The 17,652-nt window shown below is 38.3% G+C and carries 22 protein-coding genes; all 22 read right to left on the bottom strand.

Features of this window, described 5'->3' with window-relative positions; all coding sequences use genetic code 11:
- Positions 1-48: 48 nt before the first annotated feature.
- Complete coding sequence (ftsE, locus tag BP17_RS02655) at positions 49-765, bottom strand: cell division ATP-binding protein FtsE (protein WP_035051378.1); 717 nt, start codon at positions 763-765, stop codon at positions 49-51.
- Between the two features lie 117 nt (positions 766-882).
- Positions 883-1,638 carry a flagellar hook-basal body protein gene (locus BP17_RS02650; protein ID WP_035051377.1) on the bottom strand — a complete coding sequence of 252 codons (756 nt, stop codon included), beginning with the start codon at positions 1,636-1,638 and terminating at the stop codon, positions 883-885.
- Between the two features lie 12 nt (positions 1,639-1,650).
- Positions 1,651-2,412 carry a flagellar hook-basal body protein gene (locus BP17_RS02645; RefSeq protein ID WP_035051375.1) on the bottom strand — a complete coding sequence of 254 codons (762 nt, stop codon included), beginning with the start codon at positions 2,410-2,412 and terminating at the stop codon, positions 1,651-1,653.
- On the bottom strand, positions 2,405-3,121 hold the full coding sequence (locus BP17_RS02640) for a sigma-70 family RNA polymerase sigma factor (protein ID WP_035051373.1): 717 nt from the start codon (positions 3,119-3,121) through the stop codon (positions 2,405-2,407). Before BP17_RS02640 ends, BP17_RS02645 begins: the two co-directional genes overlap by 8 nt.
- Positions 3,122-3,217: 96 nt before the next feature.
- Positions 3,218-5,299, bottom strand: coding sequence for a flagellar biosynthesis protein FlhA (gene flhA, locus BP17_RS02635; protein WP_035051372.1), 2,082 nt, complete (start codon positions 5,297-5,299; stop codon positions 3,218-3,220).
- A gap of 28 nt (positions 5,300-5,327) precedes the next feature.
- The gene (flhB, locus tag BP17_RS02630) at positions 5,328-6,395 is read right to left on the bottom strand and encodes a flagellar biosynthesis protein FlhB (RefSeq protein ID WP_035051371.1); all 1,068 of its coding nucleotides are present in this window, start codon (positions 6,393-6,395) and stop codon (positions 5,328-5,330) included.
- Positions 6,396-6,416: 21 nt separating this feature from the next.
- Positions 6,417-7,169: a flagellar biosynthetic protein FliR gene (gene fliR, locus BP17_RS02625; protein ID WP_035051370.1), complete on the bottom strand. Its 753-nt coding sequence runs from the start codon at positions 7,167-7,169 to the stop codon at positions 6,417-6,419.
- A gap of 10 nt (positions 7,170-7,179) precedes the next feature.
- Positions 7,180-7,443 carry a flagellar biosynthesis protein FliQ gene (fliQ, locus tag BP17_RS02620; protein ID WP_035051369.1) on the bottom strand — a complete coding sequence of 88 codons (264 nt, stop codon included), beginning with the start codon at positions 7,441-7,443 and terminating at the stop codon, positions 7,180-7,182.
- 14 nt (positions 7,444-7,457) lie between these two features.
- Positions 7,458-8,222 carry a flagellar type III secretion system pore protein FliP gene (gene fliP, locus BP17_RS02615; RefSeq protein WP_035051368.1) on the bottom strand — a complete coding sequence of 255 codons (765 nt, stop codon included), beginning with the start codon at positions 8,220-8,222 and terminating at the stop codon, positions 7,458-7,460.
- Positions 8,223-8,224: 2 nt separating this feature from the next.
- Positions 8,225-8,617, bottom strand: a complete 393-nt coding sequence (locus tag BP17_RS02610) for a flagellar biosynthetic protein FliO (RefSeq protein ID WP_051910421.1) — start codon at positions 8,615-8,617, stop codon at positions 8,225-8,227.
- A gap of 27 nt (positions 8,618-8,644) precedes the next feature.
- On the bottom strand, positions 8,645-9,157 hold the full coding sequence (locus BP17_RS02605; protein ID WP_051910420.1) for a flagellar basal body-associated FliL family protein: 513 nt from the start codon (positions 9,155-9,157) through the stop codon (positions 8,645-8,647).
- 6 nt (positions 9,158-9,163) lie between these two features.
- Positions 9,164-9,907 carry a flagellar motor protein MotB gene (locus BP17_RS02600; protein WP_035051367.1) on the bottom strand — a complete coding sequence of 248 codons (744 nt, stop codon included), beginning with the start codon at positions 9,905-9,907 and terminating at the stop codon, positions 9,164-9,166.
- Complete coding sequence (locus tag BP17_RS02595) at positions 9,900-10,721, bottom strand: motility protein A (RefSeq protein ID WP_035051366.1); 822 nt, start codon at positions 10,719-10,721, stop codon at positions 9,900-9,902. Before BP17_RS02595 ends, BP17_RS02600 begins: the two co-directional genes overlap by 8 nt.
- Positions 10,718-10,921, bottom strand: a complete 204-nt coding sequence (locus BP17_RS02590; protein ID WP_035055027.1) for a flagellar FlbD family protein — start codon at positions 10,919-10,921, stop codon at positions 10,718-10,720. Before BP17_RS02590 ends, BP17_RS02595 begins: the two co-directional genes overlap by 4 nt.
- An 85-nt stretch (positions 10,922-11,006) precedes the next feature.
- On the bottom strand, positions 11,007-11,846 hold the full coding sequence (locus BP17_RS02585; protein WP_035051365.1) for a flagellar hook-basal body complex protein: 840 nt from the start codon (positions 11,844-11,846) through the stop codon (positions 11,007-11,009).
- A gap of 71 nt (positions 11,847-11,917) precedes the next feature.
- Positions 11,918-12,277, bottom strand: a complete 360-nt coding sequence (locus BP17_RS02580) for a TIGR02530 family flagellar biosynthesis protein (RefSeq protein WP_035055025.1) — start codon at positions 12,275-12,277, stop codon at positions 11,918-11,920.
- 20 nt (positions 12,278-12,297) lie between these two features.
- A complete protein-coding gene (locus tag BP17_RS02575) occupies positions 12,298-12,732 on the bottom strand; it encodes a flagellar hook assembly protein (protein WP_051910418.1) in 435 nt (144 codons plus the stop codon).
- A 13-nt stretch (positions 12,733-12,745) separates the two neighbouring features.
- The gene (locus BP17_RS02570; RefSeq protein ID WP_084676239.1) at positions 12,746-14,071 is read right to left on the bottom strand and encodes a flagellar hook-length control protein FliK; all 1,326 of its coding nucleotides are present in this window, start codon (positions 14,069-14,071) and stop codon (positions 12,746-12,748) included.
- A gap of 48 nt (positions 14,072-14,119) precedes the next feature.
- Complete coding sequence (fliJ, locus tag BP17_RS02565; protein WP_232219592.1) at positions 14,120-14,554, bottom strand: flagellar export protein FliJ; 435 nt, start codon at positions 14,552-14,554, stop codon at positions 14,120-14,122.
- A gap of 19 nt (positions 14,555-14,573) precedes the next feature.
- Positions 14,574-15,905 (bottom strand): flagellar protein export ATPase FliI, encoded by a 1,332-nt coding sequence (gene fliI / locus BP17_RS02560; protein WP_035051363.1) that lies wholly within the window; start codon positions 15,903-15,905, stop codon positions 14,574-14,576.
- A gap of 5 nt (positions 15,906-15,910) precedes the next feature.
- Positions 15,911-16,588 carry a FliH/SctL family protein gene (locus BP17_RS02555; RefSeq protein WP_232219591.1) on the bottom strand — a complete coding sequence of 226 codons (678 nt, stop codon included), beginning with the start codon at positions 16,586-16,588 and terminating at the stop codon, positions 15,911-15,913.
- 58 nt (positions 16,589-16,646) lie between these two features.
- Positions 16,647-17,651: a flagellar motor switch protein FliG gene (fliG, locus tag BP17_RS02550; RefSeq protein ID WP_035051361.1), complete on the bottom strand. Its 1,005-nt coding sequence runs from the start codon at positions 17,649-17,651 to the stop codon at positions 16,647-16,649.
- Between the last annotated feature and the right edge of the window lies 1 nt (position 17,652).

Below are 17,652 nucleotides of genomic sequence, written 5' to 3'. Positions count from 1 at the left end.
TTCTCTTCTTTTATGATTCAACAGCTTATACATTCGCCTTTTACGTGATCAAACTGCTACGTATTCTCCCAGCGAAATGTCGTATTGAATCACATCTTCACTTTTATTTTCATCCCAAATAATTTTACCTTGTTCGATTTCCACGACACGATTACGAAATTTATCGACAATACCACGATTGTGGGTGACCATTAAAATAGTCGTTCCCTTTTGGTTGATGCGATAAAATAGCCGCATAATCTCTAAAGCCGTTTGGGGATCTAAATTACCTGTTGGTTCATCCGCAATGAGCAGCTTAGGTGAATTGACGATGGCACGTGCAATAGACACGCGTTGCTGTTCTCCACCCGATAACTCAGTTGGTTTATCATTTGCCTTATCTTCTAAATCAACATACCGCAAAGCTTGCATCACGAGTGACCTGATTTCTTCTGGTTCAGTATCGATCACTTCTAATGCATACGCAATATTTTCAAAAACAGTACGGTCTAATAATAATTTAAAATCTTGAAAAACAATCCCAATCTGTCTTCTAAGTTTAGGTATGTCTTTTTTTTTCATTTTAGAAAACAGTTGACCACCAACCTCGATTTGCCCTTTGCTAGCTTCTTCTTCTCGGTACAATAATTTTGCTAAGGTTGATTTTCCAGAACCGCTTGCTCCAACCAAATAGACAAACTCACCATCTTCAATTGTCAGATTGATTCCTCGAAGAGCTTTTACTCCCTTTGAATAATTTTTAACAACATTTTTCATTCTAATCATGATTTTTCACCTGATTTACCTCAAATTCTTCCCAGACGCCAATTTTTTGCGTCAACCCAAATCCGATAGTGTATGTGATTAAAGATATATGTATCTTTCCTGTTATACGACTAACTGTTATTGTTTAAATTGATTAATGATGGAAGCCATTTCATCTGTTCCTTGCGCAACTTTCAGATTTAAAGAGTAAGAGCGTTGTGCTAACATCATCTCAGTAATAGATGACGCTAAATCAACATTCGATGCTTCTAAATAATGCTGTTGGATCGCACCATCTCCTGCTCCAAATGTTCCATCATAGCTAAATTTGTTCTCTCCAACAGGTTGCATCGTATTGATTTGAGTAGGGTAAAATAATGGGATCGTTCCGACCAACGTACTGCCATTTTCTGACTGGATCGTTATTTCGCCATTTTCAGCAATCGATACGTCTCCTTCAGGCCATTGATTGGTTGGGACAGTTGCTTGAATTTCCAAAGTATCCCCATTACCGTTAGTGATCGATTTGTCCCCATTTACCTGAAAAGCGCCGTCTCGCGTCAAATACTGCTCGCCGTTTGCGCCAGTGACTCCAAAGAACCCTTCTCCAGCAATAGCCAAGTGGTAATCATTTGAATCGGAGACAAGTGCACCTTGTGTAAAGTTCGTGGAAGTGACAGCACTTTTAGATCCGATAGCAATGCCAGAACCTTGAGCAGTATCTGATAAGTAGTCTTCTTCTGCGTTCATATCATTCAACAACAATTCATTAAAACTAATATTCTTAGACTTATAGCCTGTTGTATTGATATTTGCGATGTCATTTGATACCGCGTCCATTTGATTTTGAATCGCGTTCATGCCGCTTTTACTAATGCTTAAAGGGATACTCATTTTTTCATCCTCCTATACTTTCCCAACTTCATTGACTGCTTTTCGTAAGGTTTCATCTGCTGCGCTGAGGGCTTTTTGATTGGCTTCAAAGGCTCTTGAGACTTGCATCAAATTCGTGATTTCATCGACTGTTTCAACATTAGATGTTTCTAGATAACTTTGTTGCACAACTATATCGCCAACTTGTGCTGTTGTGCCACCTTGCCCCGTATATAATGTGTCACCAGTTCTTGTCAAGTTCGCCGTATCTTCAAATTCAGTGATCATCAACCGGTTTCCCGTTCCTGCAATATTGCCTCTGTTGTCAATGGCAAAATCTGTGCCATTGACTTGGATAGGCGTTGGTTGTCCATCAGCTGACACACCCATGACGCGGTAGCCTTCTTGAGTAACCAATTCACCTGTATCGTTAACGTTGAAATTTCCGTTACGTGTGTAAGAAGTATCCCCATTTGCGTCTTGAACTGTAAAGAAACCGTCTCCTTGAATGGCGATATCTGTTGCAGAAGCAGTTGCTTTTAGACTGCCTTGACTAAAATTTTGAACGATTTCATCAATCTGATTACCAAAAGTAAAGCCACCGATTTCTTGCTGCTGATTTAATAATGGACCATCCAATCGGTTCGACATCATTTCTGCTGCACGAGTACTTTGAATGATTTCTTGTGATTTATACCCAGAAGTATTAACATTGGCCACATTTGCACTAATATTTTCTTGTTTTTTTTGTAAAACATTAAAACTATTGTTGAGTGTCGTTAAGCTTCTAATCATCGTATTCTCTCCTCATCGACTCTTTTAATTTCAAAATGGTTTTACCATGTATCTGTGAAACCCTAGGCACCGAAATATCAAAGATATACGCAATTTCTTTAAGTGACAACTCTTCAACATAATACAAATTTAAAATCGTTTGCTCTCTCTTATCTAATACATTCACGTGTTTGGTCAGCAACTGCTGGCGTTCTTTATCCAATAACGTTTCTTCAGACCCTGCTTCAGTCGTGTCTTCTAAGAAATCAAGCAATTCGATTGAATTGCCATCGTCGCTAAACATAACTTTTTCTAATGATACAGATGCCAAATTATGGACAGTCTCGTGGATTTTTGTTAAAGCTTTATCATCAATTTTCAATTCTGCACAAATTTCTTTTTCAGTAGGTGTGCGCATAAGCGTTGCTTCTAATTGTTCTTTGGCGCGGTAATAGTCATTCAGCTTTCCCATCCGTGTGCGAGATACTGGAGCCGTTTTTCTGATTTCATCAATGATTGAACCCTTAATCCTAATATACGCATACCCTTCGAACGGAACTTTTTTCGATTTATCAAATTTTTCCAGTGCATCCATTAGACCAATGACGCCTATATTATATAAGTCATCTTTGTCATACTGGCTTCGCTTAACATCTATTCGATTAACAATTTTTTCTACTAAGGGAAGGTATTTAATGATTTCCTTTTCCCTATCATTTTCATAATACATTTTTACCCCTCCCTCTTAAGAAATGAAATGACTTGAGATGAATAGCATCCATGAAAATCCCAATCCTTTCACCATTCTAATTATCTCTATTCGGATTTAACCATTGATCATACCCACTGTTTCAATTGGAGTATCATTCGGGACTTCGTTCAATGACACGACTGCTAAATCAGGAAAATTATACGAAATCAAATTTTTCATAGCTGGTCTTACTTTTGGTGAAGCCAATAAAACATGTGGGATTCCTCTTGCAGCAAGTTGGTTATGGATAGTTGTGACGCTATCAAAGATCTTCGTAACTGTTTCAGGTTGCAGGATCGGAATCGATCCAGCGGCTGATTTTTGAATGCTGCGCGTGATCAGTTCTTCTGTATCTGGCAGTATGGTTACAACTTGTAGAACATTTTGATCATCTAAGAAAGGTTTAACAATCGTCCGTTTAAGCGATTGCCGCACATATTCAGTCAGCATTTCAATATCTTTGGTCGTGTTTCCATAATCCGCTAAGGTCTCTAGAATAGTGACCAAATCATTAATTGGAATGTTTTCTTTCAATAAGTTTTGTAAAACCTTTTGGACTTCTCCTAAACGAAGAACGTCCGGGATCAGTTCATCGATTACGACGCTATACTTATCTTTGATGCCTTCCAGCAATTGTTTGACTTCTTGCCTACCTAATAATTCATAACTTGACTTATATATCGTTTCCTTCAGTTGAGTCACTAAGACGGTTATCGGATCAACTACCGTGTATCCTCTTAAGTCAGCTGCTTCACGGTCACTTTCGTTGACCCACATCGCGTCTAAACCAAAAGCCGGTTCTTTGGTGGGGATACCATCAAAATCAAATTCAGTCTCACCTGGGTCTACGATCATATATTTATCTAAGTATAATTCTCCACGAGCCACAACATTTCCTTTAATTTTGATTACATAATCGTTGGCTTTCAGTTGTAGATCATCTCTGATACGTATCGGACTTAATAAAATCCCCAATTCATGAGAACTCTGCTTACGAATCGTTGTGATATGGCTCATCAAATTATTGTCTTGATTTTCATCTGCTATCGGAATCAAGCCATAACCAATTTCGATAGAAATCGGATCTACTTGAAAAGAAGCAACCGATTCGTCTGTGCTTTTTTCTTGATTTGTCCTTTGTGCAGCTTTCGTACGCATTTCTTTAGCTTTTTGATTCGAGTTCTTTGATTTTTCATTTTCCATCAATAAATACCCAGCCGCTCCGGCCGCTAATCCCAATAGTAAAAATGGAATTGTTGGAAAACCCGGCATAACAGCAAATGAAATTAAAATCACTGATAGTATCAACATAACTTTTGGCGAGTGGAATAATTCTTCTCCAATGGAACTACCAAAACCTTTGATGCTGCCCGAACGGGTAACTAAGATCCCAGATGCTACCGAGATCAATAATGAAGGAATCTGACTGACTAGTCCGTCACCAATAGTTAACTTACCAAAGGTTGACAAAGCTTCCATGATTTCCATATCATTTTGCAACGAATAGATTGCTACTCCACCAATCAAGTTGATCATTGTGATGATCAGACCAGCAATAGCATCTCCTTTTACGAACTTGCTTGCTCCATCCATTGCTCCGAAAAACTGGGTCTCTCTTTCAAGATCTGAACGTCTTTTCTTTGCCTGTTCTTCGTTGATCAGCCCTGAGTTCATATCCGCATCGATAGCCATTTGTTTACCTGGCATCGCATCCAGTGTGAACCTTGCTGAAACCTCAGAAACACGACTCGCTCCGTTTGTTACAACCATCATTTGAATGATGACGATGATGATAAAGATGACCGCTCCAACGATGAAGTTACTTCCAGTTACAACGTTAGCAAATGTTTCAATAACCGCTCCTGCTTCTCCTTCAGTTAAAATCAACCGGGTAGAAGAGATGTTCAGTGCTAACCGAAACATGGTCGTGATCAACAACATAGTCGGAAAAGTCGAGAATTCTAACACGTTTTTTGTAAACAGCGTCAGCAGCAAAATAGTGATTGATAACGCTATGTTGATGATCAGCATAAAATCGAGTAATCCAGCTGGCAATGGAATAATGATCATGCCTAGAATAGCCATAACCAAAAAGGCAACGATCACATCTAAGGAACCGGCTAGTTTTTCAATTTTCCCCCAGAAAGCATTAGACATATTTTTGAACTCCTCATCTTAAAAAGCCTTAAATCTTATATTTGTTCATTTCTTCCATTTGGTAAACCAATGCTAATATTTCGGCAATCGCTTGGTAAAGATCGATTGGAACGGGTTGACCGATTTCGACTGTCTTATACATAGCTCTAGCGACCGGTTTATTTTCAATGATTGGAATGTCGAGTTCTTTAGCTAGCTCTCTAATTTTTGCAGCTTGGTGATCTGCCCCTTTAGCCACAATGATCGGTACTTCATCTTTGCCTTTTTCATAACGAATCGCAATGGCTAAATGCGTCGGGTTTGTGATAATGGCTGTTGCCGTCTCCACTTCACGCAAACCCCCTTTTGTCAACTGACGGTAGCGTTGTCTCCTTTGAGCCTTGATCTGCGGATCACCTTCAGATTGCTTGTACTCATCTTTTAATTCTTGTTTGGACATCTTTAAATTTTTCCGGTAGTCGTAAACTTGGTAAATGTAATCGATCAAGCCTAATATCAGCAACAAGATACCCAATTGAGCTGCCAATTCCATGACAAGATCAGACATTAAGAAAAACAATTTTTCTGTCCCTACGTTGCTGGAATTAAGGATCAAGTAAACTGATGTTTCAAGTGTTTTATAAGCCATCCAAAAAACTAAAGCTAACTTAGCAACATTTTTAAATAGAGTAAACACCGTTTTTTTACTGAACATATTCTTAAATCCACTGATTGGGTTTATTTTGCTTAGCTTGAATTTAATGGGTTCTACCGAGAATAAAAAGCCAGTCTGTACAATAGTGGATACGAATGCTGCAACGAATGCAATAGCCAAAAATGGACCAGCTAACACTACTATAAACACAATCGATCTTATCCCAATATTTGCTAAATTATTTTCTAAGCCATCTACTGTTAAGCCAGCTGTTAAATAATTTTGTAAATAGAGCAAACTGTACTTCAATATGTAATTTCCTAAAAAGGTGGCTGCAAGGATAAATACGATAAAGGTAACAGCGGAAGTTAAATCTGGGCTTTTAGGAATCTCACCTTTTTTTCTGGTGTCCCGTAGTTTTTTGGGACTGGCTTTTTCTGTTTTCCCATCTTTTTCCGCCATTCATTCTCACCTCGCCTTTTTTTACAACAACTGAATAAATTCATTCATGTATTTCACCATAAGTGGCAGTGTCGTTTCGATCGTTTCGACTAAAGTTGGCAAAAATATCAGCATCAGAACGAAACTAGCTGCGATTTTTAGTGGCATCCCCAAAATCAATACATTGATTTGAGGAACCGAACGTGAGATCAACCCCAAGATAACTTCTGTCAGTAAAGCCACAATTACCATTGGGGCTGCTATATTAAAAGCTAATTCAAAAATAACACCCAGCAGCCTCATCATACCTTCTACACCAAAATCGCCTAATTCAGTACTGAAGATCGGTACGGATCGAAATGACTCCACTAAGCTTTTGATCACAACATGGTGGAGGTTGGTAATGTAAAACACACACATGGACAACCAATAATAAATCTTCCCATAATAGGAAACATTTATCCCCATACTTGGATCATAAACGGCTCCCATTGAAAATCCAACTTGAAAATCCACAAAATTCCCTGCAATCTCAATGGCCGAAAAAAAGAGTTTTGTAATAAATCCAATAGCCATCCCGAGCAAAACTTCTTTTAGGATCAATATCGCAAAAAAGAGGGTATCTGCTACTTCATTCATGACTGGCACGGCTGGATAAGCAGCAATTGTAATCCCCATTGCTAAAGCGATTTTTGCTATATTAGGCAGACCCTTGATGGAAAATCCAGGACTTACCACTATAAAAGACGTTATTCGTATGAATATTAAAATGATGGTTTGCAATTGTATGGTCATGGTCGTTCACTCACAGTTCTGCGATCATTTCGAAGATCTTCTGCGTGAACATAATGATACTGTTCATCATAAAATTCCCAAAAACGATCAATGAAACAATTACCGCTAAGATTTTAGGCACAAAACTCAACGTTTGTTCCTGCAGCTGCGTGGTTGCTTGGATGATACTAATAAACAGCCCCACTACTAATGCAATGATCAACGTCGGACCGGCTACGATTATCATCACCATGAAGGCTTCTCTTATAATGTCTAAAACTTTTTCCATTGTCATTTTTTTCTACACCTCTACTGAAATCCTGTAACTAGCGATTCGACCACTAAATACCATCCATCGACTAAAACAAATAATAATAATTTAAATGGCAATGAAATCATCACCGGAGACAACATAAACATTCCCATCGACATTAAGATACTGGCCACGACAATATCAATAACTAAAAATGGAATAAAAATTAAGAATCCAATACTGAAGGCTGTTCGCAATTCACTAATAATAAAAGCTGGGATGGCTATATTCAAGGGCAGATCATCTATAACTGATGGTTCTTCAGTTTCAGATATATCCAAAAACAATTGAATATCTTCGTCTCTTGTTTGTTTGTACATGAATTTTTTAATGGGTTGTGCAGCTGATTCAAATGCTTCTTGACCTGATATTTCTTCATTTACATACGGCGTGATTGCATCAGTCATCACTTCAGTGTATACAGGCTGCATGATAAACAAGGATAGAAACAGTGCAATCCCCATCAATACTAGATTAGGTGGATTTTGTTGGGTACCTAATGAACTTCTGACAAATGACAACACTATAATAATACGTGTAAAACTTGTCGTTAGTACTAAAAATGTTGGAGCGATACTCAATGCCGTCGTTAAAAGAAATAACTGAACGACTTGAGAGGTTTCTCCAGCTCCATTTTCAAATACCTCCGATAATCCGCTCAGCCCGTCCGTTAGTTCAGCCGCTGAAGCAACTTTTGGAAAGAGAACGAAACTAATTAAAAAGAGAGACAAGGCTAAGATCCATTTGTTCTTCTTTTGCAACTTTATTTCCTCTTTTCATAGAAAGACTGGTACTGGGACCGTAATGATTTAAAAGTCTGAACAATTTTCTTACCCGTTTGCTGTCTGTCTGATCTCATCGAAAAATCTGCTTTATTTTCTTCTAAACTATTTGCGATTTTCTCTTTTTCTACTGCTGTCAGTTCTTTTAAGATTTCATTGCGGTTATCTGCAAAACTCATCAAGTAGTACGTATCGGCAATTTCTACAATACTCAGTGCCGAACCTTTACTGGTTGAAGTTCGTTCGATCACCTTGATCACTTGATTTTTTTTTGTCATAAACGTATTTAAGTACTTTAAACCATAATTTGCTGCCCATATGATGACAATTAATGCTACGACACTTTTCAATACATAACCCAGTCCAAATCCCAATTTTCTATTTCTCCTTCTCGTCTAATCTTATTGCGTGACAATATTTGTGATGAAAATATCATCCACCAGTTCTTCATCTATTTTAGTATTAATAGCAGCTATCAATTCTTTTTTAATCAGTAATTTAGTGTCTTCTTCTTCAAAAACGGTGTCTTCTGTTTTTTTACGCAAAACTGAAATAACTGAATCTCGAATTTGAGCCATTTCAGCAGTTAATTTTTCCTCAGCGCCTTCTGTTGAACTGTGTACTGAAAGCTCGATTTTCAAAAAGTTCTTTTTAACCGATGTACCAGAGTCCAAATTGATTAAGAATTCTTCTAATGGAACGGTAGTTTCTATAATTTCTTCTTTAAATAAATCTGAAATAATTACCTGTGTCTTACCAGAAATCAAACCATAACTGATGACTCCTATAATTACTATTACAATAAGAACAATAGTAGCCCATAACCTTTTTTTCTTGCTTTTAGTTCCTTTAGTACCCTTAGTTCCTTTAGCCACTTTTGTTTTCTTTGTCGTTTTAGTTTGTTCAGCTGCCATCTGTATTTACTCCTCCTGCTGATCATAAACGAGTACAATGTTTACTTTCCTATTTTTCGCTCTATTTTCATCTGAATTATTTGGAACAGATGGGTGATATTCCCCATATCCTTTAGCTGATAACCTTGTAGGAGTAACGCTTCGCTCTTCACTTAAATATCGTAAAACGGACAAAGCTCTACTGGTAGATAATTCCCAGTTGCTGCTAAAATTAGCATTGTTCATTGGAACATTGTCCGTATAACCTTCTATTACGACATCATTTTCGAATTGTTGGATCAACTCACCTAAATTATTTAATGTATTCTTTCCAGAATCAGCGATAATTGCACTTCCACTTCCAAATAAAATAGATTCTTGAATGTTTACATAAATTCCATCTTGATCGTATTTAACACTTGCTTGAGCTGTCATATCTTTTGTTTCTAAGAATTCAACAACTTCGTCATACATTTTGATTAATTCTGGATCAATGGCATCTTCACTTGGTACTGCTATAATATCTTCGCTTGGCTCAGTTTCTGTTTCTGTATCTGTTACTGTACTTCCTTCGATTACAGAATCTCCACCATTAAAGGCTGATTGAATCGAATTGGATGCTTCTTGAAATTTTTCTAAACTGACACTTGACATAGAATAGAGGAGGATAAAAAATGTCAGCAATAACGACATCAAATCCGCAAAAGTTGTTATCCAACCCCCTCCACTAGAGCTATCAGTAGTTTCTTTCTTTTTCCGTCTTCTAGCCATAGTTTTCTTCCTCTTTTTGAAGCTTATCTGCTGCTTTCATCGCTGATTTAATCACTTCTTCTTTGCTTTCAAAAGGCAAGTAACTTTTTAATTTTTGTTCAATGACACGTGGATTTTCTCCTGCTTGCAAAGATAGTACGCCTTCTACAATCATTTCACAGAATTTCATTTCTTCAGTTGTTTGCATTTTTAAATTACTAGCGATCGGCAAGAAAACCAAATTTGCTAAAAAACTTCCATAAAAAGTTGTGATCAGCGCCGTTGCCATACCTACACCAATCGTACTAGGGTCATTTAATTCTCCCAACATAATAACTAAACCAATCAGAGTTCCAATCATTCCATATGCTGGAGCCATTTCGCCCCATTTCAAAAAGATATCTTGTCCAATACTATGCCTTTTTTCAATATTTTCAGTTGTGATTTCCATTATATCTCTGATTACTTCTGGTTCTAATCCATCGACAACCATTTGCAGTCCACTTATCATCAATTCGTTGTCTTGATCCTCGATATCTGCTTCAATCGCTAAAATCCCTTCACTTCTAGCCTTTCTAGACAATGCTATAAACGATTCAATCAACTTAGCATAATCAGGATTCGGGTCAAGCACTATCGTTTTTAGAATAGACGGCAAAGTTTTGATTGATTTCAATGGAAAACTGATTAAAATTGCACTAAAGGAACCACCAAGCGTGATCACAAGCGAAGGTGCATCGACAAAACTGGAAATATCACCACTAGACGTAATCGACCAAACAATCAACCCGACACCTAGGATCATACCGATTATGGGTACAATGTTTTTTTTCATAATTCTCCTTCTGAAAAACCGTTGCTTATTTTTCTTCTGTATTGAATAATTTTTTCCACTATTTCCTTTTCTGTTTCGGTAACACGTAAGCTTTTACCATCAGTCAACGTGATAATAGTGTCAAAAGTGCGGTCTACCCGATAAATTAGATCACAATTCAAATAAAATTCTTTTCCTGAAGTAGCTGTTAAAGCAATCATACTTAAACCCCATTCGATTTTCGGTTTTTTAGTCAAGACAGGAGGTTTTTTGGATTCCCAAAAAACCCCCTTACCTAGAAATTAATTATCTTTTTAGATTGATCAATTCTTCCAACATCGTATCAGAAGTTGTGATACTTCTTGAGTTTGCTTGGTAAGATCTGCTAGTAATGATCATTTCCGTAAATTCATTCGCTAAATCCACGTTAGACATTTCTAAAAACCCAGAACGCACACTTCCATATCCAGGATCTCCCGGATTCCCTGCTACTGGAACACCTGAGTTAGCCGATTCAATATATAAGTTTCCACCACTTTTTTCTAGTCCATCTGGGTTAGAAAATGACGTTAAAGCAATGCGGCCTATTGTCCTAGATACTCCACCACTATATGATCCTACAACGAGCCCACTACTATCTACGCTGTAACTTTGTAATGACTGGTTGTTCCCATCTTCTACAATGGTTTGTGGAATATTTATAGCCTCAAGGTTTGTTCCTAGAGTGCCCGTGTTATTAGTTGCCATGTATCCTTGTACGTTTAAGCCCCCACTAGTTACCAAATCACCTTCAGGATCCGTATAAAATCCGCCGTCTCTTGTATAGAAAGTATTGGTTCCATCATTGACTGTGAAAAATGAACTATCGCCATTTTCAATCCCAAAGTCAAGTGATCTTCCAGTTGATTGCAAAGAACCACCTGACATAACCGTATCGATTGATCCAACTTGAACCCCTAAACCAACTTGTTGAGCATTGGTACTTGCTTGTGCCGTTACATTTGTTTGACTCAGCATATCTTCAAAACGAACTCTACCTGTTTTAAATCCTGTCGTACTGACATTGGCAATATTATTTGAAATAACGTCCATTTTCGTTTGAATATTTCTCATTCCGGTAACGCCTGAGTATAGTGATTTTAACATATTTTTTCCTCCATTCAATTGTCCCACTTCAGTCGATCCATGGGATGATAGCCTCTTTTAAGTCCAGCTAGTTATACGTTTATTTTTTTCACACTGTCGATATTGGTGATGGTTTCCATTTCATTGGTGTTCATGGCCGTGATAATGGTTCGATTAGCAATACTGGCGATCAATGCCATCTCTTTATACACGATCAATGAATTTTTTGATCCCTTTTGATTCAACTCTTCTACTGCACCTGCGATAGTTGTTAAGTCCGATTGATTCAACTGAATGCCTCTTTCTTCCATGCGTTTTTGGGCATGATTAGAAATTTTCATTTCTGTAGAAGGCGTTGGTTCTTGCAGCGATTCTGTCAAAAAAGAACGGAATGTTCGATCAATTCGTTGATTGATTGGGTTGGAACTGTTGGCTATTGTTTGGTTTTGCATACTTTCAACTCGAAAAGACATTACGTCTGGTCACCGACTTCTAAAATATCATTTAGTACGTAATCTGCTCCATCTATTTGGATCGTCGCGTACCCTTGATCGAATTTAACCTTATCCACGGTCCCAGTGACAAAACCTGATTCTGCACCCGCTACTTTGACTTCTTTTCCTAGAAGACTTAGAGCTTGTTGCTGTTGCGTCATCAGAACGTTCATATTCATCATTTCTGACATACTTGTCAACTGATCCAACGTATTGAACTGAGCTAATTGAGCTAGATAGTCTGTTTCACCACCACCGCTACTGCCACTACCGCTTTCTCCAGGCATAGACGGCATTTTTATGGATGCTGCCATGATTTGTAGAAAATCTTCTGTTGAGAGTTCTGCCGTGTTTGTTTCCGTAGCTGTGCTATTATTGATTGATCCCATCATAAAATCAGTTGGAAAGTCCATTTTCTTCTTCCTCTCACACTAAGATACTGAGTCTGCCGGTATCTGTTTTCCCCTCAGAGTTCAGCGGTTCGCTTTCATTCCCCAAAATTCTTGCTTGTTTTTGTCCAAACGTCCGCTTCTGTCCTTCTCCCTGTCTTTCTTGAGAAGCCGAATCAGCTGTTGCATGATCGTTCAATTGAATCGTTAATTCTTCTAAGCGAATGTTTTGGCGGTCTAAATTATCCGTCAACCGACTCATTCCAGTTGTCAGTAATTCTCTCGTTTCAACATTATCCACAATAATTTTAGTCGTCAGCACGTTGTCAATCAATTCTACTGTGATTCTCACTTCACCCAGTTTTTCAGGCGATAAAGTCACCTGTGCAACCGATTGTTTGCCACTTAAAAGGGATTCAGCTTCTTGGATGATCACTTCGCTTACCATCTGGATACTCGCTTGTTTGACCGTTTCTCCTACACTTGATGACTTGAGCGTTAAAGCTTCAACTAGCGACTGCTGTTGGATCGGTTGACTCGATTTATCTACTTCAGCGACTTGTTCTGCGCTTTCTAAATCTTTCATAAGAGAATTGGGATCCTTAACACTCGGTTCCACTGAAGAGTTCAATTTACTCTCCATCGTAGCTAAGTTTAGCTGCTGATTGTCGCTTGTTGTTCCATTCAATTCAATTGGTTGAACGGTTTCACCTGAACCTTCATTCATTGAAACTTCTGCTAAATTAGTAGGTTCAACGATCAGTTGGGTGACACCCAATTGTCCGTTTTTCCATTCTGCCGTCAAAAAACGTCCAGTTGGTAAAATCGTTGCGCCCAATTTGATTTCTTTTGCAGTCACTAGAATTTGATTTACTTCAATCAAATCAGATTTTTTTACTAACAGGTTATCTACATTTTTAATTATTTGAGCTTTTTGGGTATCCAGCATTCCGTCCTCTTTTTTATCAAAGGCTTCTATCTTTTCCGATTCAACTGCTACTTGTGCTGCAAAAACCGGTTCACTACTATTTAGTAGTTGGTTCACTTCAACTTGTAGCTGTTCACTCTTAATCAGCGTACTTTTTATGGGTTGTTGCTCTTGATTTATGTTAAACGGCCCAAAATAAAGCACTGGTGAATCTGAGGTAAGCTTTTCCTCAGTTGGTTCTTCTTGACTGTCTTCAGTCTTTTCTTCTTCAACTGTTTCATTCGTACTTTCTTTATGTAGCGTGTGAGGCTTTTCTTTTGCTAAATATCCGGCAAATTGTGCTTCAAATTCTTCAGGCCGTACTTTTTGCTGCGACTTAGGCTTTAGTTGGACACTATTACTAATGGGAGAAACAGGAGTTGGGTTCATTGTCATTTCACCTCCTTTCAATGGATAGGATCCACTTTCTGGTATCTATGTATCTTAATAGAATGATTTTCCAAAACTTAAAGTCGCCATTTCATCTAATTGTTTTTGTTCATCTTGTTTTTCTTGTTCCATCATAAAGGTAAATTCTTTTTCCTTTAACTTTTCCATAACTTTTCGATCTTTATGAGCTTCCATTAAGGCCAAACGTGCGACTTCTACCTCTTTTACCGCTTTACCGACCACATTTTTTTGGTGAATAATTTTTTCATCGATCATATCTTTGTATAAATTTTGACGCCGCAAGACGTCGATGCGGCTAGTGGTTAAACTGTCATTTTTTATTTTTATGTTTTCGCCTATTAATCGTTGTAAGGTGGTTTCTTGTTGCAATTTATTCTGTTGAACTTGTACTAGATTTTTTTTCTTTTCTTCTTCGGTATCAGAGCGCCAATCGAGAACTTTTTCCATTGAAAATTTATAGTTTGCCACTTCAGCCACCCCAAGTCATTTATTGATTACCAAATTGTTGTACTTCAAAGAGTGTTTTTAATTGGTCAACAACTTCATCAAAGGCATACCGCTCATCAACTCGTTGTTTTAAAAAGCTTTTTATCGGTGTATTCAACTGAACGGCCCGATCAACTAGTGGATTGCTGCCTTTACGGTAAGCTCCTACATCGATCAGATCTTTCGAATCCGCATAAATCGCCATGTTTTCTTTTAATTTCCCAGCTGCAGCAGAATGTTTTTCAGCTGCAACGTCTTTCATCAAACGACTGATGCTATTTTGCACATCAATCGCTGGGTAATGGTTTTCGGATGCAATTTTTCGTGATAACACAATATGTCCATCCAAGATTCCACGTACCGAATCGGCGATGGGTTCATTCATGTCATCCCCTTCAACCAATACGGTATAAAAAGCCGTTATCGAACCATTTTCAGACATACCACTTCGTTCTAATAACTTAGGCAATGTTGTAAAAACAGATGGTGTATACCCTTTAGTGGTTGGTGGCTCGCCAGTTGCTAACCCAATTTCACGTTGGGCCATCGCCACACGCGTCACCGAATCCATCATCAAAACAACTTTCTTGCCTTGATCTCGAAAGTACTCAGCAATGGTGGTCGCTACAGCTGCCCCTTTTAGGCGGACCAACGGAGGCATATCTGACGTTGCACAAACGACAACTGATTTTCGGTAGCCTTCTTCGCCTAAATCTTTCTCGATAAATTCCAGCACTTCTCTGCCACGTTCGCCAATCAGTCCAATTACGATGATGTCTGCTTCAATGTAGCGCGCCATCATGCCTAACAACGTACTTTTTCCGACCCCACTACCTGCAAAGATTCCGATTCGTTGTCCTTCTCCAACAGTCAATGTTCCATCAATCGCTTTTATCCCTGTCGGCATAACATCTTTGATTTTTTTACGCTTAAAAGGATTTGGCGAGCTGCGGTTGACATCATAAAACACACCATCTACTACCAAAGAGGTATCCATTGGTCGACCTAAACCATCTAACGTATTGCCAAGCAATTTTTCACTGATTTCAACTTTTAGCGTTTTGCCCGTCGGTTTAACTAAACAACCTGGTCCGATGCCTTCTAATTCATCCAGCGGCATCAGTAAGACCATTTCATCCACGAAACCAACGACCTCACTCAGCGCCACTCTACCAGATGATTTGATCAATATCTCGCACACTTCGCCGACAAATGCATCTAATCCTTCTACTTTAATAATCAGACCCGTCACTTGACTGACTTTCCCCATCTTTAAGTAATAGCTTTTCCGATTCAATTGGTTATGATACGTTTCAAAAGGAATATCAAACATTAGTATCACCCCGCATTCTTCATCTCATCTATCATCGAGTCTAATTGTTTCCTGACTTGTAGGTCAACGATTGCATGGGCGTTTTCAACGATACACCCATTTTTATCTAAGGTATTATCTGACAGTACTGCAAACCGAATATCTTGGTTCTCTTTTTCAAACTCTTTTACCTTTTCTTTAACCAACTCTTTTTGTTCGGGTCTGACCATCAACGTAATAAATTGATCTTCTCGTTTCAAACGATGTAAGACCGGTTTGATCAGATCCATCACTTGATCCGATGACACATCAATGCTTTTATGAACAATGGTTTCAGCCATATGCCCCGCAAGTTCGATGAAGTCGATTTTTTTAGCTTGGTAATAACTCTCAACCACTTCTTTGGCTTCATTCAGCATGCTGTAGATCGATTCTTTCATGCGCTGGCTTTCTTCTTCAGCTTGTTTCATGCCAGCTGCATAGCCCATTTCGTATCCTTGTGCCATGCCTTCCTCAAACCCTTTTTTTTCAGCCTTTTCTTTCAGTTGTTTCGCTTCTTCTTGCGCTTCAGAAAGGATCACTTTTTTTTTTGCATGTGTTTCATCTAATAAAACTTTCGCTTGCATGACTTCAATAGGTTCTATTACTGGTTGTCCACTTAGATGCTCTTGATCTGCTTCTTTTGGTATTTTTGCGATAGTCATTTCTGTTTGGATAAATGACCGGTTTTCTTGAGTAAACGACTGTCCTTGCTTGATGATATTATGAGATAATAGAATCTTGATCGCCTCTTCTCAAGTAGATCTCGCCTTTTTCATCTAAGCGACGAATCACGGTCACAATACGTTGTTGAGCTTCTTCAACGGCTGATAAGCGAATAGGTCCCATAAATTGAAGATCTTCTTTAAGCGTCTCAACTGCACGAATGGAGAGGTTGGTATAAATGAAGCTCTTGATTTCATCCGATACTCCTTTAAGAGCCAATGCCAAGTCATCATTATTAACGTCTCTAAGAACTTTTTGGACATCGCCTTTTTCAAGCGTAATAATGTCTTCAAAGGTGAACAGACTAGCTTTGATTTCCTCAGCCAATTCGGGTTGTCTTTTTTCCAATACACTAATGATATTTTTCTCGGTACTTCTGCCAACAGAATTCAAGATTTCAACCAATGTACGAACGCCACCGACGGATTCCAAATCATTTTCAATGTACGTGAAGAATTTGTTTTCAATAACCTTTTCAATTTTCTCAATAATAGCTGGAGATGTACTTGTGATCGTTCCGATTCGTTCAGCAATTTGCGACTGCATTTCAATCGGGAATTCAGACAAAATCACCGCTGCTTTTTCCGGCTGCATGTAGCACAAAATCAAAGCGACTGTTTGCGGTTGCTCGTTTAATAATAAATTGATCAGCTGTTGCGGATCGGCTTTGCGGGCAATATTAAAGGGACGTTCTCGCAATTGAATTTGATTCAACATATCAATGATTTCTTTAGCTCTTTGAGGACCGATTGCTTTATTCAATAAATTTTTAGCGTAGTCGATTCCGCCTTCAATCATGTATTCTCTTGCTTGAGACATCTCGATAAATTCATTGATAACTGAATCTCGTTCTTCTGGATTCACCTGATCAATATTGGCTATTTCATAACTCACTTTTTGAATGTACCTATCCGGTAAATTTTTCATGATCTTGGCTGATGTTTCCGAGCCTAACGATATCAGTAATATAGCCGCTTTTTTTAACCCATCTACTTCACTCATA

This window comes from Carnobacterium pleistocenium FTR1 (assembly GCF_000744285.1).
In the GTDB taxonomy this organism is placed as follows: domain Bacteria; phylum Bacillota; class Bacilli; order Lactobacillales; family Carnobacteriaceae; genus Carnobacterium_B; species Carnobacterium_B pleistocenium.
Note: the sequence above shows the minus strand (reverse complement) of the source record. Positions and strands in the feature narration are given on the sequence as shown.